General features: G+C 59.6%; 15 protein-coding genes. 7 read left to right on the top strand and 8 right to left on the bottom strand.

Features of this window, described 5'->3' with window-relative positions; translation table 11 throughout:
- Positions 1-66 precede the first annotated feature (66 nt).
- From IE038_RS13830 to IE038_RS13840, 3 genes are all read left to right on the top strand, one after another.
- Positions 67-804 (top strand): hypothetical protein, encoded by a 738-nt coding sequence (locus tag IE038_RS13830; protein WP_189395792.1) that lies wholly within the window; start codon positions 67-69, stop codon positions 802-804.
- Positions 805-901: 97 nt separating this feature from the next.
- Positions 902-1630, top strand: a complete 729-nt coding sequence (locus IE038_RS13835) for a hypothetical protein (protein ID WP_189395793.1) — start codon at positions 902-904, stop codon at positions 1628-1630.
- 97 nt (positions 1631-1727) lie between these two features.
- Entirely contained in the window at positions 1728-2465 is a 738-nt protein-coding gene (locus IE038_RS13840) for a hypothetical protein (protein WP_189395794.1), read from the top strand.
- Positions 2466-2570: 105 nt separating this feature from the next.
- Here IE038_RS13840 and IE038_RS13845 read toward each other — a convergent pair whose 3' ends face one another.
- The 5 genes from IE038_RS13845 to minC all read right to left on the bottom strand — a co-directional run bounded on the left by IE038_RS13845 (position 2571) and on the right by minC (position 6630).
- The gene (locus IE038_RS13845) at positions 2571-3860 is read right to left on the bottom strand and encodes a M18 family aminopeptidase (protein WP_189395795.1); all 1290 of its coding nucleotides are present in this window, start codon (positions 3858-3860) and stop codon (positions 2571-2573) included.
- A gap of 136 nt (positions 3861-3996) precedes the next feature.
- Positions 3997-4632, bottom strand: coding sequence for an RluA family pseudouridine synthase (locus IE038_RS13850; protein ID WP_065760413.1), 636 nt, complete (start codon positions 4630-4632; stop codon positions 3997-3999).
- A gap of 90 nt (positions 4633-4722) precedes the next feature.
- Positions 4723-4977: a cell division topological specificity factor MinE gene (minE, locus tag IE038_RS13855; protein WP_065760412.1), complete on the bottom strand. Its 255-nt coding sequence runs from the start codon at positions 4975-4977 to the stop codon at positions 4723-4725.
- Between the two features lie 3 nt (positions 4978-4980).
- Positions 4981-5793 (bottom strand): septum site-determining protein MinD, encoded by an 813-nt coding sequence (gene minD, locus IE038_RS13860; protein WP_163933397.1) that lies wholly within the window; start codon positions 5791-5793, stop codon positions 4981-4983.
- 96 nt (positions 5794-5889) lie between these two features.
- Positions 5890-6630, bottom strand: coding sequence for a septum site-determining protein MinC (gene minC, locus IE038_RS13865; protein WP_163933394.1), 741 nt, complete (start codon positions 6628-6630; stop codon positions 5890-5892).
- 120 nt (positions 6631-6750) lie between these two features.
- On the opposite strand from minC, the gene IE038_RS13870 reads away from it, so the two are divergent.
- Both IE038_RS13870 and IE038_RS13875 read left to right on the top strand, forming a co-directional pair.
- The gene (locus tag IE038_RS13870) at positions 6751-7683 is read left to right on the top strand and encodes a lipid A biosynthesis lauroyl acyltransferase (protein WP_163933391.1); all 933 of its coding nucleotides are present in this window, start codon (positions 6751-6753) and stop codon (positions 7681-7683) included.
- A 42-nt stretch (positions 7684-7725) separates the two neighbouring features.
- On the top strand, positions 7726-8877 hold the full coding sequence (locus IE038_RS13875; RefSeq protein WP_163933388.1) for a patatin-like phospholipase family protein: 1152 nt from the start codon (positions 7726-7728) through the stop codon (positions 8875-8877).
- A gap of 51 nt (positions 8878-8928) precedes the next feature.
- On the opposite strand, the gene IE038_RS13880 is transcribed toward IE038_RS13875, so the two are convergent.
- Together IE038_RS13880 and IE038_RS13885 are read right to left on the bottom strand one after the other, a co-directional pair.
- Positions 8929-9714, bottom strand: a complete 786-nt coding sequence (locus IE038_RS13880; protein WP_163933385.1) for an MlaA family lipoprotein — start codon at positions 9712-9714, stop codon at positions 8929-8931.
- Positions 9707-11005: a serine/threonine protein kinase gene (locus IE038_RS13885; protein ID WP_163933381.1), complete on the bottom strand. Its 1299-nt coding sequence runs from the start codon at positions 11003-11005 to the stop codon at positions 9707-9709. Before IE038_RS13885 ends, IE038_RS13880 begins: the two co-directional genes overlap by 8 nt.
- Positions 11006-11242: 237 nt before the next feature.
- On the opposite strand from IE038_RS13885, the gene IE038_RS13890 reads away from it, so the two are divergent.
- Positions 11243-11614: a hypothetical protein gene (locus IE038_RS13890; protein ID WP_189395796.1), complete on the top strand. Its 372-nt coding sequence runs from the start codon at positions 11243-11245 to the stop codon at positions 11612-11614.
- A 278-nt stretch (positions 11615-11892) separates the two neighbouring features.
- Here the strand turns inward: IE038_RS13890 and IE038_RS13895 are convergent, their stop codons facing one another.
- A complete protein-coding gene (locus IE038_RS13895; RefSeq protein WP_189395797.1) occupies positions 11893-13443 on the bottom strand; it encodes a glycoside hydrolase family 17 protein in 1551 nt (516 codons plus the stop codon).
- A gap of 335 nt (positions 13444-13778) precedes the next feature.
- Between IE038_RS13895 and IE038_RS13900 the strand changes: the two genes are divergently transcribed.
- A complete protein-coding gene (locus IE038_RS13900; RefSeq protein WP_163933378.1) occupies positions 13779-14627 on the top strand; it encodes a glycine betaine ABC transporter substrate-binding protein in 849 nt (282 codons plus the stop codon).
- Positions 14628-14810: the final 183 nt, after the last annotated feature.

A 14810-nucleotide genomic window follows, 5' to 3' on the forward strand; every position in this document is an offset into this window, starting at 1 on the left:
GTCGGGATTACGCTAGGTCGTTGCTACCGACTGCGTAATGGTATTCGCCAGGTTAGGGAGAACAACATGAAAATAGGCACCGTTCCATCATCGGCAACTATTGTTAGAACACCACCAAAGCCAGTGCCGACAGAAGAAGCTTCAACCCCAAGCACGAAAGAAAGTGTAAGTCTTTCAGCTGAGGGGTTGAAGTTGAGCGCCAGCATGGCGCAGGTCGATGCCCAGAGTGATCAAGCCAGGGATAAATACGAAAGAATTTACGGTGCCCACGGCCTTGGTAAAACAGCCTTTTTACGGGTGAGGATGTATGGCGCAGAGGCTTTCAAGCAGCCCAAGGTGTCGGCAGATTGTTCACCTGAACAACTGTCTCGAAAGCAGAAGTCCTTTGATTTTCTACTGTCTATTCATGAGGAAAGGGGTAAACCGGCTAACCCGTTTGCAGGGCTGTCCCGTCCGGAGCTTGCAGCGATCGTGGAGGACGAAAGCGGTGAATATACGGATGAAGAGCGTTATGTGGCGCTTCATGCCAAAAGTGACTTGGATTTCGAGTATTTTCAGGCTTCAACCAGCTTTATTTTTCCAGGGGGCGATGCTCGCCCTTTTTACCGTAGCTACATAGAGTTACTGGACAGCCTCAGCCCTGTAGAGCGTTTTCGATATCCGGCGGGTGATCGCGAGAAAGTTGAGCGCCTGCTTGCCCAAGAAGAACAACGCTTCGGCAAACTCCCTGCCGAGTTCTCCATTTGGGAACTTATGGCGCAGGAGGGGCATCGTCTGGACAAGGAAATGCCAACAGAGGGTTGATGCGTTTCAGTGGTTGACACTGTATGCGTCGGCCGGGATTGCGGTAGTTCGTGGCTGCCGACTGCGTAATGGTATTCGCTAGGTTAGGGAAAACAACATGAAAATAGGCACCGTTCCATCATCGGCAACTATTGTTAGAGCGCCACCAAAGCCAGCGCCGACAGAAGACCTTTCAACCTCAAATACGAAGGAGAGCGTAAGCCTCTCGGCGGAGGGGTTGAAGTTGAGCGCCAGCATGGCGCAGGTCGATAGCCAGAATGATCAAGCCAGGGATAAATACGAGCGTATCTATGGTCGTTACAATTTTGGAGACAAGCTGTGGGCGCAAATCAGGACGCAAGGTAGGGACACGCCGGTCATACCTGAGTCTCCCAATGATTACTCTGATGAGCAGTTGACCCAGATAAAAAAGTCGTTTGAATTTCTACTGATTATCAATGAGCAGCGAAAAATTACGGACAATCCATTTGCAGGGTTGTCACGCTCAGAGCTTGTCGCCATTGTTGAAGATGAAACTGGACGATACACCGACGTAGAGCGTTATACAGCGGAGTATGCAAAAAGTGCACTGGACTTTAATTACTTTAGCGCAGCCATGAATTTTGGTAACGATGGACGTCCCCTGTCTCGCGCTTACATCGATTTTCTGGACAGTCTCAGCCCTGCAGAGCGCTTACGATTCCCTGCGGGTGATCGTGAAATGAGCGAGCGCCTTCTCGCCCAGGAAGAGCAACGCCTCGGCAAACTCCCAGCTGAGTTCTCTATTTGGGAACTTATGGCTCAGGAGGGGCGCAGCCTGAACAAGGAAATACCAGCAGCGGGTTGATGCGTTTCAGTGATTGGCACTGTACGCGTCGGTCGGGATTACGGTAGGTCGTTGCTACCGACTGCGTAATGGTATTCGCCAGGTTAGGGAGAACAACATGAAAATAGGCACCGTTCCATCATCGGCAACTATTGTTAGAACACCACCAAAGCCAGTGCCGACAGAAGAAGCTTCAACCCCAAGCACGAAGGAAAGTGTAAGTCTTTCAGTCGAGGGATTGAAGTTGAGCGCTAGCATGGCGCAGGTCGATGCCCAGAATGATCAAGCCAGGGATAAATACGAAAGAGTTTACGGTACCCATGGCCTTGGTAAAACGGCTTGGTTGCGGGTGAGGATGTATGGCGCAGAGGCTTTCAAACAGTCAGAGGTATCGGCAGAGAACTCGCCTGAGCAACTGTCTCGAAAGCAGAAGTCCTTTGAGTTCCTACTGTCCATTCATGAAGGAAGGGGTAGGCCGGATAATCCATTTGCAGGGCTATCCCGTTCGGAGCTTGCGGCGATCGTAGAGGACGAAAGCGGTGAATATACGGATGAAGAGCGTTATGTAGCGGATTATGCAAAGGATGGGCTGGATTTCGAGTGTTTTCAGACAGCAGCCAGCTTTATTTTTTCTGCGGGTGATGCGCGCCCGGTTTATCGCGGCTACATAGAGTTACTGGACGGCCTCAGCCCTGTAGAGCGTTTTCGATATCCGGCGGGTGATCGCGAGAAAGTTGAGCGCCTGCTTGCCCAAGAAGAACAACGCCTCGGCAAACTCCCTGCCGAGTTCTCTATCTGGGAGTTTATGGCGCAGAAGGGGCAGCGTATGGACACGGATGTACCAGAAGAGGGTTGATGCCTTTCAGCGGTTGGCCCAGTACAAGGTAGCATCACAGGCAAGCCTTGCTCCCTCGGGGGCTGTTCAAATCCCCCGGCAAGGCCTGCCTCTGCAGGCCGGGTGTTACGGCAGGTCGCGGCTGCGGTAGAACGCCGTCAGTACTTTCACCAGGTGCGCCAGATCATGGCTGCCGCACAGCTCGCGAATTGAGTGCATGGCAAAGGTCGGCAGGCCGATGTCGACGGTGCGCACGCCCAGGTGGCTCGCGGTAATCGGGCCGATGGTCGAGCCGCAACCCATGTCGCTGCGCACCACGAAACTCTGTACCGGCACTTCCTCGGCCATGCACAGATGGCGGAAGAAACCGGCGGTTTCGCTGTTGGTGGCGTAACGCTGGTTGTTGTTGACCTTGATGACCGGGCCGGCGTTGAGCTTGGGACCGTGGTTGCCGTCATGCTTGTCGGCGTAGTTCGGGTGTACGCCGTGGGCGTTGTCGGCCGACACCAGCAGCGAGCGCTGAATGGTCCGGACGAAGTCGTCGCCGTCAGGCAGCAGGCGGCGCAGGGTTTGTTCCAGCATCGGGCCATCGGCCCCGCAGGCTGAGGAAGAACCGACTTCCTCATGGTCATTGCATACCAGCACGCAGGTTTCGTCACTGTCGGCAGCCAATAGCGCTTGCAGACCGGCATAGCAGGACAGCAGGTTGTCCAGCCGCGCACCGGCGATGAAGTCGCCGTTCAGGCCAACCAGCGCGGCGGTCTGGGTGTCGTAGAAGCTCAGTTCGTAATCCAGCACCACATCGGCGTTCAGGCCGTGTTCGCGGGCCAGTTGATCCGTCAGCAGGGCGCGAAAATCAACGCGCTCATCGCCAGCTACCTGAGCCAGAATGGGCGGCAGCTCGGTCTGGGCGTTGATCGCCCAGCCCTCGTTGGCAGTGCGGTTGAGGTGGATCGCCAGGTTTGGGATCACCGCAATCGGCAGCTTGAAGTCGATCAGTTGGCTTTCAACCTTGCCATCGCGACGGAAGGTTACCCGCCCGGCCAGGGACAGGTCTCGGTCGAACCACGGTGCCAGCAGCGCACCGCCGTAGACTTCCACGCCCAGTTGCAAGAAGCCCTGGCGTTGCAGCTCCGGTTGCGGCTTGACCCGCAGGCATGGGCTGTCGGTGTGGGCGCCGACCAGGCGGATGCCGTCGATCAAGGGCGAGTGCCGACCGAGCTTGAAAGCGATGATCGAGGAGTCGTTTCGGGTCAGGTAGTAGCGGCCGCCAGCGGTGGTGGCCCAACTGTCGCGCTCGTCCAGGCGCTGGAACCCCGCCGCTTCGAGGCGTAGAGCGAGGCCGGTGGTGGCATGGAACGGCGTGGGGGAGGCCTTCAGAAAATCGATCAGGCCTTGATTCAGGGCATCGCGCATAAGTCACTCCAGACAGCAGTGGCGCGAGTTTAACGTATTGCTTGGGGATTGGGGTGGCTCGAATCGCCGACAAGGCCAGCGCCAACAAGGGTTCTGCAGGCGCTGGCCATGCCGCTGATAGCGGTGTTGCCATTCATCAGAACGGCGCTGGGCACTCGAAGCGCAACCGCTCACCGGTCACCGGATGAGTGAAGCTCAACATGCTCGCGTGCAGGCACAGCCGTTCATGGGCGGCCAGCGCCTCGGGGTTGGCGTACAGGCGATCACCCAGCAGCGGATGGCCGATGGAGAGCATATGCACGCGCAACTGGTGCGAGCGGCCGGTAATCGGCGTCAGCTCAACCCGGCAGTGGTCGCCACACCGCTCGACGATACGCCAGAAGGTCAGCGCATGCTTGCCCTGCTCATGGTCCACCACATGCCGTGGCTTGGTCGGCGGGTCGTAGCGCAGTGGCAGGTCGATACTGCCGCTGTCCAGTTCCGGTTGTCCCCAGCACAGCGCGGTGTAGGCCTTCTCGGTTTCCCGGTCATGGAACTGGCGGGACAGCTCGCGGTGGCTGTCGGCATCACGCGCCAGGAGGATGATCCCGGAGGTTTCCCAATCCAGGCGATGGACGATGCGGGCTTCCGGATAACCGTTTTCCTGCAGGCGGGTAATCAGGCAGTCGCGGTTGTCCTCGGCGCGGCCGGGGACGGACAGCAGCAGGGTCGGTTTGTTGACCACCAGGACGGCGGCATCCTGGTGCAGGATATGGACGTTGGACAGCGGCATTGCATGCTCTCTGTAAACACCAACGGCGACCGTCGAACCCTCGCAATGCGAAGGCCCGGCGGTCGCCGTGGTGGCTTGCCCGGCTGCCTGTCAGCGGTCGGGCAGGGTGATGTTGAGTTCCAGGATCGAGCAGCTGCCCTGGTTTTCCAGAGCGACCTGCACATCATCGTTGCCGATGTTGACGTACTTGCGGATCACCTCCACCAGCTCCTTCTGCAAGGCTGGCAGGTAGTCCGGGGTACTGCGCTGACCGCGCTCGTGCGCCACGATGATCTGTAGACGCTCTTTCGCAACCGAGGCGGTACTTACTTTTTTGCTGGCACGAAAGAAGTCAAAAAGGTTCATTGATTAGTTGCCTCCAAACAGGCGCTCGAAGAATCCCTTCTTCTGTACATCGAGGAAACGATGTTCCACGGTTTTACCCAGCAAACGGTCAACGGTATCGCTGTACGCCTGGCCGGCGTCGCTCTGGTCATCGAGGATGACGGGAACGCCCTGGTTGGATGCCTTGAGCACCGCCTGGGATTCAGGGATAACGCCCAGCAGGGCAACGGCGAGAATTTCCTTCACGTCTTCGACACCGAGCATTTCGCCCTTGCTCACGCGCTCTGGATGGTAGCGGGTGATCAGCAGGTGTTCCTTGATCGGGTCTTCGCCTTTCTCGGCGCGGCGCGATTTGCTCGCCAGCAGGCCCAGCATGCGGTCGGAGTCGCGTACCGAGGACACTTCCGGGTTGGTCACGACGATCGCCTCATCAGCGAAGTACATGGCCAGGTGGGCACCTTTCTCGATGCCGGCCGGTGAGTCGCAGACCACGTAGTCGAAGGTGTCCTTGAGTTCCATCAGGACTTTCTCGACGCCTTCCTGGGTCAGCGCGTCCTTGTCGCGGGTCTGGCTGGCCGCCAGCACGTAAAGGTTTTCAAGGCGCTTGTCCTTGATCAGGGCTTGTTGCAGGTTGGCTTCGCCATTCACGACGTTGACGAAGTCATAGACCACGCGGCGTTCGCAGCCCATGATCAGGTCAAGATTACGCAGGCCGACGTCGAAGTCGACGATGACTGTCTTGTGGCCACGCAGAGCGAGGCCGGTACCGATAGCGGCGCTGGTGGTGGTCTTACCCACACCACCCTTGCCGGATGTAACCACGAGAATCTTGGCCAAGGTGTATCACCCCTAAAGAAAAAAGGACGTTCAGTCCCAAAAAATACAAAACGGCAACGTCGAAAAAAGTTGCGCGGAAAATGGCGGCAGTATCCGTTAAAGACGGGTGATGTTCAACACGTCACCGGACAGGCTGACCTGCACCCCGGCCCCCCACAGCGGATCGCGGCGCAGGTCTTCGGAGACCTTGTATTGCCCGGCGATCGAGACCAGTTCAGCGGTCATTTGCTGGCAGAAAATCCGTGCCTTGGTGTTGCCCTTGATCCCGGCCAGGGCGCGCCCACGCATCGCCCCGTACACATGGATATTGCCGTCGGCAAGAAGTTCCGCCCCCGGGCTGACCGACGAGATCACGACCAGGTCGCCGCCCTGAGCATAGATCTGCTGGCCGCCACGTACAGGTGAGGTGATGATTTTGGTCGGTTTTACCGCAGGTTCTGCCGGTGGCTCGGGTTTTTTCTTCTCGACCACTGGCTCTGGCAGCTCCACGGGCCGCTCGCGGGCGCCGGAGGGCGGCAATACGGGCAGGTCGATGGCGATGGCGGCCGCAATGTCCTCGATCCGGCTGGCGCGAATCGCCAGGGTGCGCAGGCCGTGTTGACGGCAGACCCGCATCAGGCCCGGCAGGTCCACGGCGCCTTCGCTGGGCGGCAACTTGTCCAGGGCCAGCACCAACGGGGTATTGCTGAAGAAGTTGGGGGCCTGGGCAACCTTGGCGGCCAATTGCCGATCCAGGCCCTCAAGGTTGTTTTGCGCAAGCTCAAGCACGGTAATGGCGAGCATGCTGCCCTTGAGCTGGAACACGGGTTCTTGGTCGGGCGTCTGAGTTTGGCTCATGGTCTGCATCGGGCGACTTGTTACGAAAAAGTGCCCAGACTTATAACGAGATCGTACGTTAGCCGCAACCCGCACCGAACCGTTGTAGAATGCGCGGCCTTTGTCTTTCCGGAATCTTGAATGGATCGCCCGCGCTTTCGTCCCTATTTTTTGCACCCGCGCTTCTGGCCATTGTGGCTGGGCCTGGGCGTGCTCTGGCTGATCGTACAGCTGCCTTACCGGGTATTGCTGGCAATCGGTCGTGGCCTCGGGTTAGCCATGTACCGTGTTGCAGGCGAGCGTCGGCGCATTGCCGCACGCAATCTAGAGCTGTGCTTCCCTGAGCTGTCGTCCGACGAGCGGACCCGCCTGCTCAAGGAAAATTTCGCCTCCACCGGCATCGCCTTCTTCGAAATGGCCATGAGCTGGTGGTGGCCAAAAGCCCGTCTGGCGCGTCTGGCGCATATCGAAGGGCTGGAACACCTGCAGGCCGCCCAGCGTGATGGCCAGGGCGCCATCCTGATGGCGTTGCATTTCACCACGCTGGAGATCGGTGCAGCCTTGCTCGGCCAGAAACACACCATCGATGGCATGTACCGCGAGCACAAGAACCCGTTGTTCGACTTTGTACAGCGCCAGGGGCGCGAGCGGCATAACCTCGACTCGCTGGCCGTGGAGCGTGAGGACGTGCGCGGCATGCTCAAGCTGCTGCGTGCCGGCCGGGCGATCTGGTATGCGCCAGACCAGGACTATGGCGCCAAGCAGAGCCTGTTCGTGCCGCTGTTCGGCATCGACGCCGCGACAGTCACGGCAACCACCAAGTTTGCCCGCCTGGGCAAGGCCAGGGTGATCCCCTTTACCCAACAGCGCCTGGCCGATGGCAGCGGTTACCGGCTGGTGATCCACCCTCCGCTGGCCGACTTCCCGGGGGAGACCGAAGAGGACGACTGCCTGCGTATCAATCAGTGGGTCGAGGCATCGATCCGTGAATGCCCTGAGCAGTACCTGTGGGCGCATCGACGCTTCAAGTCGCGGCCGCCAGGAGCACCGAAGCTTTACGAAAAACGGCGTTAGTCCATATACGGGCTTTCCAGCAAGTACTCAGGGAGCAACAGCATGGCAGCAGCAGAACCGGTTACCGGTCTGATCCTTTCCGGCGGCGGTGCCCGTGCCGCTTATCAAGTCGGGGTGTTGGCCGGGATTGCCGATCTGTTGCCAGCGGGTGCTGCCAATCCCTTTCCGGTGATTGTCGGCACCTCCGCCGGGGCTATCAACGCCGTTACCCTGGCCAGCGGCGCCATGCAGTTTTCCGAGACCATTCACCGGCTCACCGAGCTTTGGCAGGGCTTTCGCAGCAGCCAGGTGTTGCGCAGTGACTGGCCAGGGGTGGTGCGTCAAGCCGCGCGCTTTGTCTTTCACAACCTGTTGGGGCTGGGTGGCCCCGTGCCGGTTGCGTTGCTCGACAGCTCGCCGTTGCGCGGCCTGCTCAACACGCACTTGAACCTGAACGGGATTACCACGGCGATCGAGCAGAAACACCTGCACGCCGTGGCGGTGACCGCCTTCGGTTACGAGTCGGGACAGGCCGTGACCTTCTACCAGGGGCGTGGCGCTATCGACCCTTGGTTGCGCCACCGGCGAATTGGCATGCCCACGCACTTGACCATCGAGCACCTGCTGGCCAGCTCGGCGATTCCCTTGCTTTTTGCTCCGGTGATGCTGGGGAAAGAGTTCTTCGGTGATGGTGCGGTGCGCCAGTCGGCGCCGATCAGCCCGGCGTTGCACCTGGGGGCGAACCGGGTGCTGGTGGTCGGGGTCAGTGGTAACCCTCATCACCCGTCGGAGCTCCTCCCGCATCAGCGCAGCTTCAGTGGTCAGCACCCAAGCCTTGCGCAAATTGGCGGGCACATGCTCAACAGTACCTTCATCGACAGCCTGGAGGACGATCTGGAATTACTGCAGCGGCTTAACCACCTGAGTCACCTGTTGCCGCCCGAGCGACGCCCCAAACACCTGGGGCTGACACCGGTGGAGGTGCTGGTGGTCGCACCCAGCCAGCCGCTGGATGAAATCGCCGCCCGTCACCGGCGGGAGTTGCCAGCGGCGTTGCGCCTGTTCCTGCGCGGGCCGGGGGCGACCAAAACCAGCGGCGCCGGGGTGCTCAGCTACCTGCTGTTCGAGGCCAGCTACTGCAGTGAGCTGATTGAACTGGGACGACGCGATGCCCTGGCCAAGCGTTCACAGCTCAGCCGGTTTCTCGGGCTTTGATCCGACCAGCCTTCGCGATGTCGTCTTCCGTAGGGTCGGGTCAGTACCTCGTCATTCGTTGATCTGCAGTTGCCGTGCTGCCGTGTAGACGTAACGCACCTTCTCATACTCGAATGGCGAGTTCGTCTGGCCATAGCGGAAGCTGGTGGTGTAGCGCTTGTCGACCGCGCGTAGCGCGACCAGTTCAGGGTGATTGCTGCTGACTTCAGCAACGTTGAGGAAGTTGATCTGCGTCTCGCCGCGGTAGTCCACCACCAGCCCTCCGGTGTCCCGCAGGTTGGACGGGCCGAGGATCGGCAGCATCAGGTAAGGGCCTTCGGGCACACCATAGAAACCCAGTGTCTGGCCGAAGTCTTCGCTTTGATGCGGAATGCCCATTTTGGTGGCCGGGTCCCACAAGCCTGCGACCCCAATCGTGGTGTTCAACAGCAGACGCGCGGTGACCTCCATCGAACGCTTGCCCTTGAGTTGCAGCAGGCTGTTTAACAGGTTCGGCACATCGCCCAGGTTGCTGAAGAAGTTGCTCACGCCGCTGCGGACAAAGCCGGGGGTAATCGCCTGGTAGCCATTGACCACCGGCAGGAACACCCACTCATCGAAGCGGTAGTTGAAGTGGTACACCCGGCGATTCCAGGACTCCCATGGGTCATAGACGTTCAGGGCGGTCAAGGTCGAGCGCTCAAACTCGCGTTGATCCAGGCCAGGGTTGAACTTCAGGGACTTGAGTGGCTGGGTAAAACCATCGGCGTCCGCCGTGGGGGCCTGAGGTGGGGTGTCGTCGGCCTGAGCCAGGCCGGCGGTGAGCAGCGCCGCAACGAAGAGAAGTTTTTTAACCACGGAAAAACTCCAGCATAGCGTCGCTGTTGACGCGGTAATTGATGTTGCCGCAATGGCCACCGTGCGGGTAAAGCGTCAGGCGGTCGCCAAAGGTACTGCGCAGAAAACCGATATCGCCAGGGCCGAGGATGACGTCGTCCGCGTTGTGCATCACGGCGATTTTCGAGCTGCCCTTGAGGTAGTCCTTCAAGGCATACAGGCTCACCTGATCGACCAGTTGCAACAGGCTGCCGCCGTCACTGCGGGCTCGCCACATCGGGATGACCTGCTCGGTCAGGTAGCAGTCGAAGTCACACTGCAAGGCGCGCTTGAAAAAGGGCGTCAGGCTGCTGCCTTCGGTGATCGGGTACTTGGGCGGGGTGATCAGGCCGCGGCGGTTGATCAGGTCTGAGGTGAAGGCAATATCGGCAGCGGAAAAACGGAACGAAGTACCAATCACCATGGCCATCTGTTCGTTGGATAAATGCTGACGCGACTGCTGGAAGTCGTAGAGCAGGGCGTCATTGAGGTCAATGTAGCCCTTCTGCTGGAAGTAACGGGTCAGCTTGCCCAGCACCAGTTCGTAGAATGTGGTGCTGTTGTTGATGCCCTTGACCTGCGTCTGCACCAGCTTGTCGAGGTTGCTGACGGAGGTGTAGAGGTTCACCGGCGGGTTGAGCAGCAGTACGCGCTTGAAGTTGAAGCTGTGGCGGGTTTCATCCAGATGGCTGACAAACGCAGCATCCAGCGCGCCCAGGCTGTAACCGGTGAGGTAGAAGTCAGTGATTGCCAAATGAGGGTGCTGGGCCCTTACCGCTTGCATCACCCGGTACATGTCTTCGGCGTCTTCCTTGGAAACGCCGGGAGTGGCGAAGCGCGAAGCCGAGGTCATGAAGTCGAAGCTGGTAGGCGATGACAACTGCACCACATGGTAACCCGCCTTGTAGTAAAGCTTCTTCAGGTACTCGTTGAGGCTGCTGTTGTACGGCGCACCGGTACCGGCAATGAGGAAAATCAGCGGTGCGGGGTGGTCCTGGCGGGCCATCCGGTAGCGCAGCTTCTTCACGGGCCAAAAATTGTCGGGCAGGCTGAACGCTCGCTCAGGCCGCAGGTTCAGGTTGTAATCAGACTGGTTGATCTCTTCATCACTGGGCAGTTCAGGGCGCAGCTCGGGCGGGGTCGAGGCGATGGTCGCTTCAAAGGGATTGGTCAGTGGGTAACCGTAGCTGGCAGCATCAATATCTGCCGCCAAGGTGCACGCACTCAGCAGGAGGCCACCCAACAAGGTGGCAAGGCGCAGTGATCGAAGCATGACGAGTCCCCGGAAAATACAAGCGAAATGCGCAGGTTAGGACAACCCTGAGGCTGGCAAAGTTGCCAAGCGTCGTTGCATTCATCGCAATCGATAGTGCCGTTACGGTAACTGTTGCTGCAACAACGGGTTCGATTTGTCGTATTGGGTAAAGTAGCTCACACAGGCGCTTTCGCCTTGCATAGACGGCTTGGACGATTATGCTGGGTGCCGATTTTGAAGATTCTGGAGTTGCGCATGCCCCGCTTGTTACCGTTTGTCGCTTTGCTGGTTTTGCTGCCGTTGTGGCTGGCCGGTAGCTACGGCGTGCGTTATGTGTTGATGGAAGACCCTCAGTGGGTTGGCGTATGCCTGGAACAGGCGACGGCCTGGTCGTGTCAGGTGCGTTCGATGTTGGGTTTGATGATCCACTGGCGGGTCCTGGCCTGGACGGCGCTGGGCCTGGCACTGCTCGCGATGTGTGTGCCCGGTCGTGCCGGCTGGCGCGTTGCGGTAATGGCACTGCTGTTCGGGATCCCGGCACTGGTCTTGTACACCGCCAGTATGGCCGTGTTTGCCGTGGTGCTGGCGGCGTTGCGCCTGGTTAGGCAGGCGCCGCGTACTCTCTGAGACCGTGTTGGGCCTATCGCAGGCGAGCCTGCTCCTACAGAAAATGCAGAGTACTGCGCAGACCCCTGTGGGAGTTGGCTTGCCAACGATGCAGCTGCCGCGTACCTACTGGCACCGCGCTGATGCCATCGCAGGCGAGCCTGCTCCTACAGAAAATGCAGTGTACTGCGCAGATCCCTGTGGGAGTTGGCTTGCCAACGATGCAGGCGCCGCGGACTCACTGAGACCGTGTGAGCCTATCCGGGTTCAGCAAGGCCGGGCATTACGCTTGTTCTACGTTACTGACGCACCCTCAAACTCCGCCACAATCCCACCACCATCACCGCACTGACCACCGCCCAGCCCCACGCTTGCTGGTTGCCCAAACCCTCACCGAACAGTTGCGGCGCGATGCCAGCGCCGATGATAAACGTCAGCATCCCGACCTCCGCCCGTGGCGCACGTACCGGCCGCAGGGCATAGACCAATGCTGGCAACACCAAGGCCACACTCGGAAAACTGCGGTAACGCGGGTCAAAGACCAGTGCCAGCATGCTTACCGCTGCCGCAAAGCCGGCCGCCACCAGCCACCATCCCGCCCGGGCGTTCAGCCAGTTGAAGGCGCGTTCACGCCAGCCTTTACGTGTCGCCAGTGCCAGGGCCGCATAGGCCAGTACCAGCAGGTTCAGACCGACCAGCAGGCCCGCCCACAACCACTCACCGGCAAACCGGCTGTTGACCCGCGCCAGTTCACCCCACAACCCAACGCTGCCGGCACCGGTCGCGGCCAGCAACGGCAGCAGCAAGGCCGAGCGGGTGCCACGCACCGGGCCGGCAAGCCACAGCGTGATCAGGAACAGTGCAGCACTGACGCTCAGCCACTGCGGCCAGAGCGGCAGGTTCGACACCGGCCCTTCAAGCACGCCCTTGTCCTGACGGTCTGCGTCGTACAGGCCCCAGTAACCGCCAACGGCGCCTTCGCTGGCGCGTTTCCACGGCTGGTCAAAGGCTTCTATCAGGTTGTAGTGCCAGCCCTGCTGCTCGGCCATGGCCACGAAACCACGAATGAAGCGTGCCTCGTTGACCCGGCTGGGAAGGGCGGTTTCGCGCTGGCGACCTTCGCTGGGCCAGCCGGTTTCACCGATCAGGATGTCCTTGGGCGCGAAGCGGTTGCCGAATACCTGGCGGATTTCGCCGACATGGGCAAGGGCGTCGTCGATACGTTTAGGATCGTCTTCCCAGTACGGCAACAGGTGGATGGTCAGGAAATCCACGGCCGGGGCAATCTCCGGATGCTTCAGCCAGAACTCCCAGACATCGGCATAGGTTACCGGTACGCTGACCTGGCTTTTCACCCGGGCGATCAGGCCGGCCAGTTGCGGGCCAGTCACTTCCTTGCGCAGCAGCGCCTCATTGCCAACGATCACCGCACGAACGACGTCCTTGTTGGCATTGGCCGAGGCGATCAGTGCCTGGATTTCCTTCTCGGTGTCTATCGGGTTGCTGTTGATCCAGGCGCCGAGCATCACTTTCAGGCCGTGCTTGCGGGCCAGTTCAGGGATCGCCTCAAGGCCGGTCATTGAATAGGTGCGAATGCACTCGAAGCGCTTGGCCAACAGCGCCAGGTCAGCATCCATGCGCGCCGGGCGGAGTTGAAAAGGCTGGTCGAACGGCGACTGGTCTTTATCGAACGGCGTATAGGACGCGCACTGCAGTTTGTGTGTGGCGCTGGCCGCATCGGGCAGCACCACCGGTTTCCCCAGTCCATACCAGAGCCCGGCAAGGGCCAGCAGGCCGAGCAGGCAGGCAAACAGGTAAGGCAGCGTGGGGAAGCGGGCGGTGGAGGACATAAATCGACGCCGTCTGGTAACAAAGCCGCCAATAGTACCCGCAAAAGCCGCCCACTAACGCCTTGGCATGCAAAGTTCGGGCGTAACCGACAGCCGTTCGAGCCAAGCCCCGCGTTACTGGCCTTGTGATGTCGTTTCTCGCTGTTTCGGGGTCGCTGCCAGAGCAGGATCGAGGGGAGTGTCGGTTGATGATGCGGTGTATCAGTACTCCGCTGATGCTTCGGTTGTCCTGGTAAGCGGGCGTGACGGGGGCGCCATGCACCAAACCATAACGTGACGATGCTCGACCATTGTCGGGCGCTGCACTTTCCGTGAAGTAACGAGGGGAAGCTTTGATGAAAATGCGACGACTCCTGGGGGCGGCCTCCGCCCTGGTACTGGCAATGGGCGCCACACAGGCGATGGCCAAGGAAGTGAGCATCGGCTACGTCGATGGCTGGTCGGACAGCGTCGCGACGACGTTTGTCGCGGCACAAGTGATCAAGGAAAAACTGGGCTACGACGTCAAGCTGATGCCCGTTGCGACCGGCATCATGTGGCAAGGGGTCGCCACTGGCAAACTGGACGCCATGCTCTCCGCCTGGTTGCCAGTCACTCACGGCGAGTACTGGAACAAGAACAAAGACAGCGTGGTCGACTACGGTCCTAACTTCAAGGACGCCAAGATCGGCCTGATCGTTCCGGATTACGTCAAGGCTGTTTCCCTGGCCGATTTGAAGACCGATGACAGCTTCAAGAAAAAGATCGTGGGTATCGATGCCGGCTCCGGTGTGATGCTCAAGACCGATCAAGCAATCAAGGACTACGACCTGACCGGCTACAAGTTGCAGGCCAGTTCCGGCGCGGCGATGACCGCTGAACTGGGGCGTGCCTATGCCAAGCAGCAGTCGATTGCGGTCACTGGCTGGGTGCCGCACTGGATGTTCGCCAAGTGGAAATTGCGCTTCCTTGAAGACCCAAAAGGGGTGTACGGCGCTGCTGAAACCGTCAACAGCATTGGCAGCAAAGAGCTGGCGACCAAGGCGCCAGAAGTCGCGACGTTCCTGAAAAAATTCTCCTGGCAGTCGAAAGACGAAATCGGCGAGGTCATGCTTGCGATTCAGGAGGGCGCCAAGCCTGAGGCCGCCGCCAAGGACTGGGTTGCCAAACACCCTGAGCGCGTCGCGGAGTGGACCGCCAAGTAACCTTTAACACGGCCGCCTCTGCCTCCCGAGGGCTGCATGAGTTTTTGCGATCATGCAGCCCTTTTCATTCGTGGCTGTTACAGAAACTGCAAAAGAGTTTTACATATAAGACTAAGGTCGTCTGGAGTGCGTCCCAAGGCAGCATAAAGTAGCGGTGAGTTCTATCTACTCTGTGCTGCGAGG

Origin of the sequence: Pseudomonas laurentiana (assembly GCF_014648275.1) — a bacterium.
Classification (GTDB): domain Bacteria; phylum Pseudomonadota; class Gammaproteobacteria; order Pseudomonadales; family Pseudomonadaceae; genus Aquipseudomonas; species Aquipseudomonas laurentiana.

Bases quoted from the DNA above. Each gene is read 5' to 3' on its own strand.
- IE038_RS13830 (WP_189395792.1), top strand. From the start codon at position 67: ATGAAAATAGGCACCGTTCCATCATCGGCAACTATTGTTAGAACACCA.
- IE038_RS13835 (WP_189395793.1), top strand. From the start codon at position 902: ATGAAAATAGGCACCGTTCCATCATCGGCAACTATTGTTAGAGCGCCA.
- IE038_RS13840 (WP_189395794.1), top strand. From the start codon at position 1,728: ATGAAAATAGGCACCGTTCCATCATCGGCAACTATTGTTAGAACACCA.
- IE038_RS13845 (WP_189395795.1), bottom strand. From the start codon at position 3,860: ATGCGCGATGCCCTGAATCAAGGCCTGATCGATTTTCTGAAGGCCTCC.
- IE038_RS13850 (WP_065760413.1), bottom strand. From the start codon at position 4,632: ATGCCGCTGTCCAACGTCCATATCCTGCACCAGGATGCCGCCGTCCTG.
- minE (WP_065760412.1), bottom strand. From the start codon at position 4,977: ATGAACCTTTTTGACTTCTTTCGTGCCAGCAAAAAAGTAAGTACCGCC.
- minC (WP_163933394.1), bottom strand. From the start codon at position 6,630: ATGAGCCAAACTCAGACGCCCGACCAAGAACCCGTGTTCCAGCTCAAG.
- IE038_RS13870 (WP_163933391.1), top strand. From the start codon at position 6,751: ATGGATCGCCCGCGCTTTCGTCCCTATTTTTTGCACCCGCGCTTCTGG.
- IE038_RS13875 (WP_163933388.1), top strand. From the start codon at position 7,726: ATGGCAGCAGCAGAACCGGTTACCGGTCTGATCCTTTCCGGCGGCGGT.
- IE038_RS13885 (WP_163933381.1), bottom strand. From the start codon at position 11,005: ATGCTTCGATCACTGCGCCTTGCCACCTTGTTGGGTGGCCTCCTGCTG.
- IE038_RS13890 (WP_189395796.1), top strand. From the start codon at position 11,243: ATGCCCCGCTTGTTACCGTTTGTCGCTTTGCTGGTTTTGCTGCCGTTG.
- IE038_RS13895 (WP_189395797.1), bottom strand. From the start codon at position 13,443: ATGTCCTCCACCGCCCGCTTCCCCACGCTGCCTTACCTGTTTGCCTGC.
- IE038_RS13900 (WP_163933378.1), top strand. From the start codon at position 13,779: ATGAAAATGCGACGACTCCTGGGGGCGGCCTCCGCCCTGGTACTGGCA.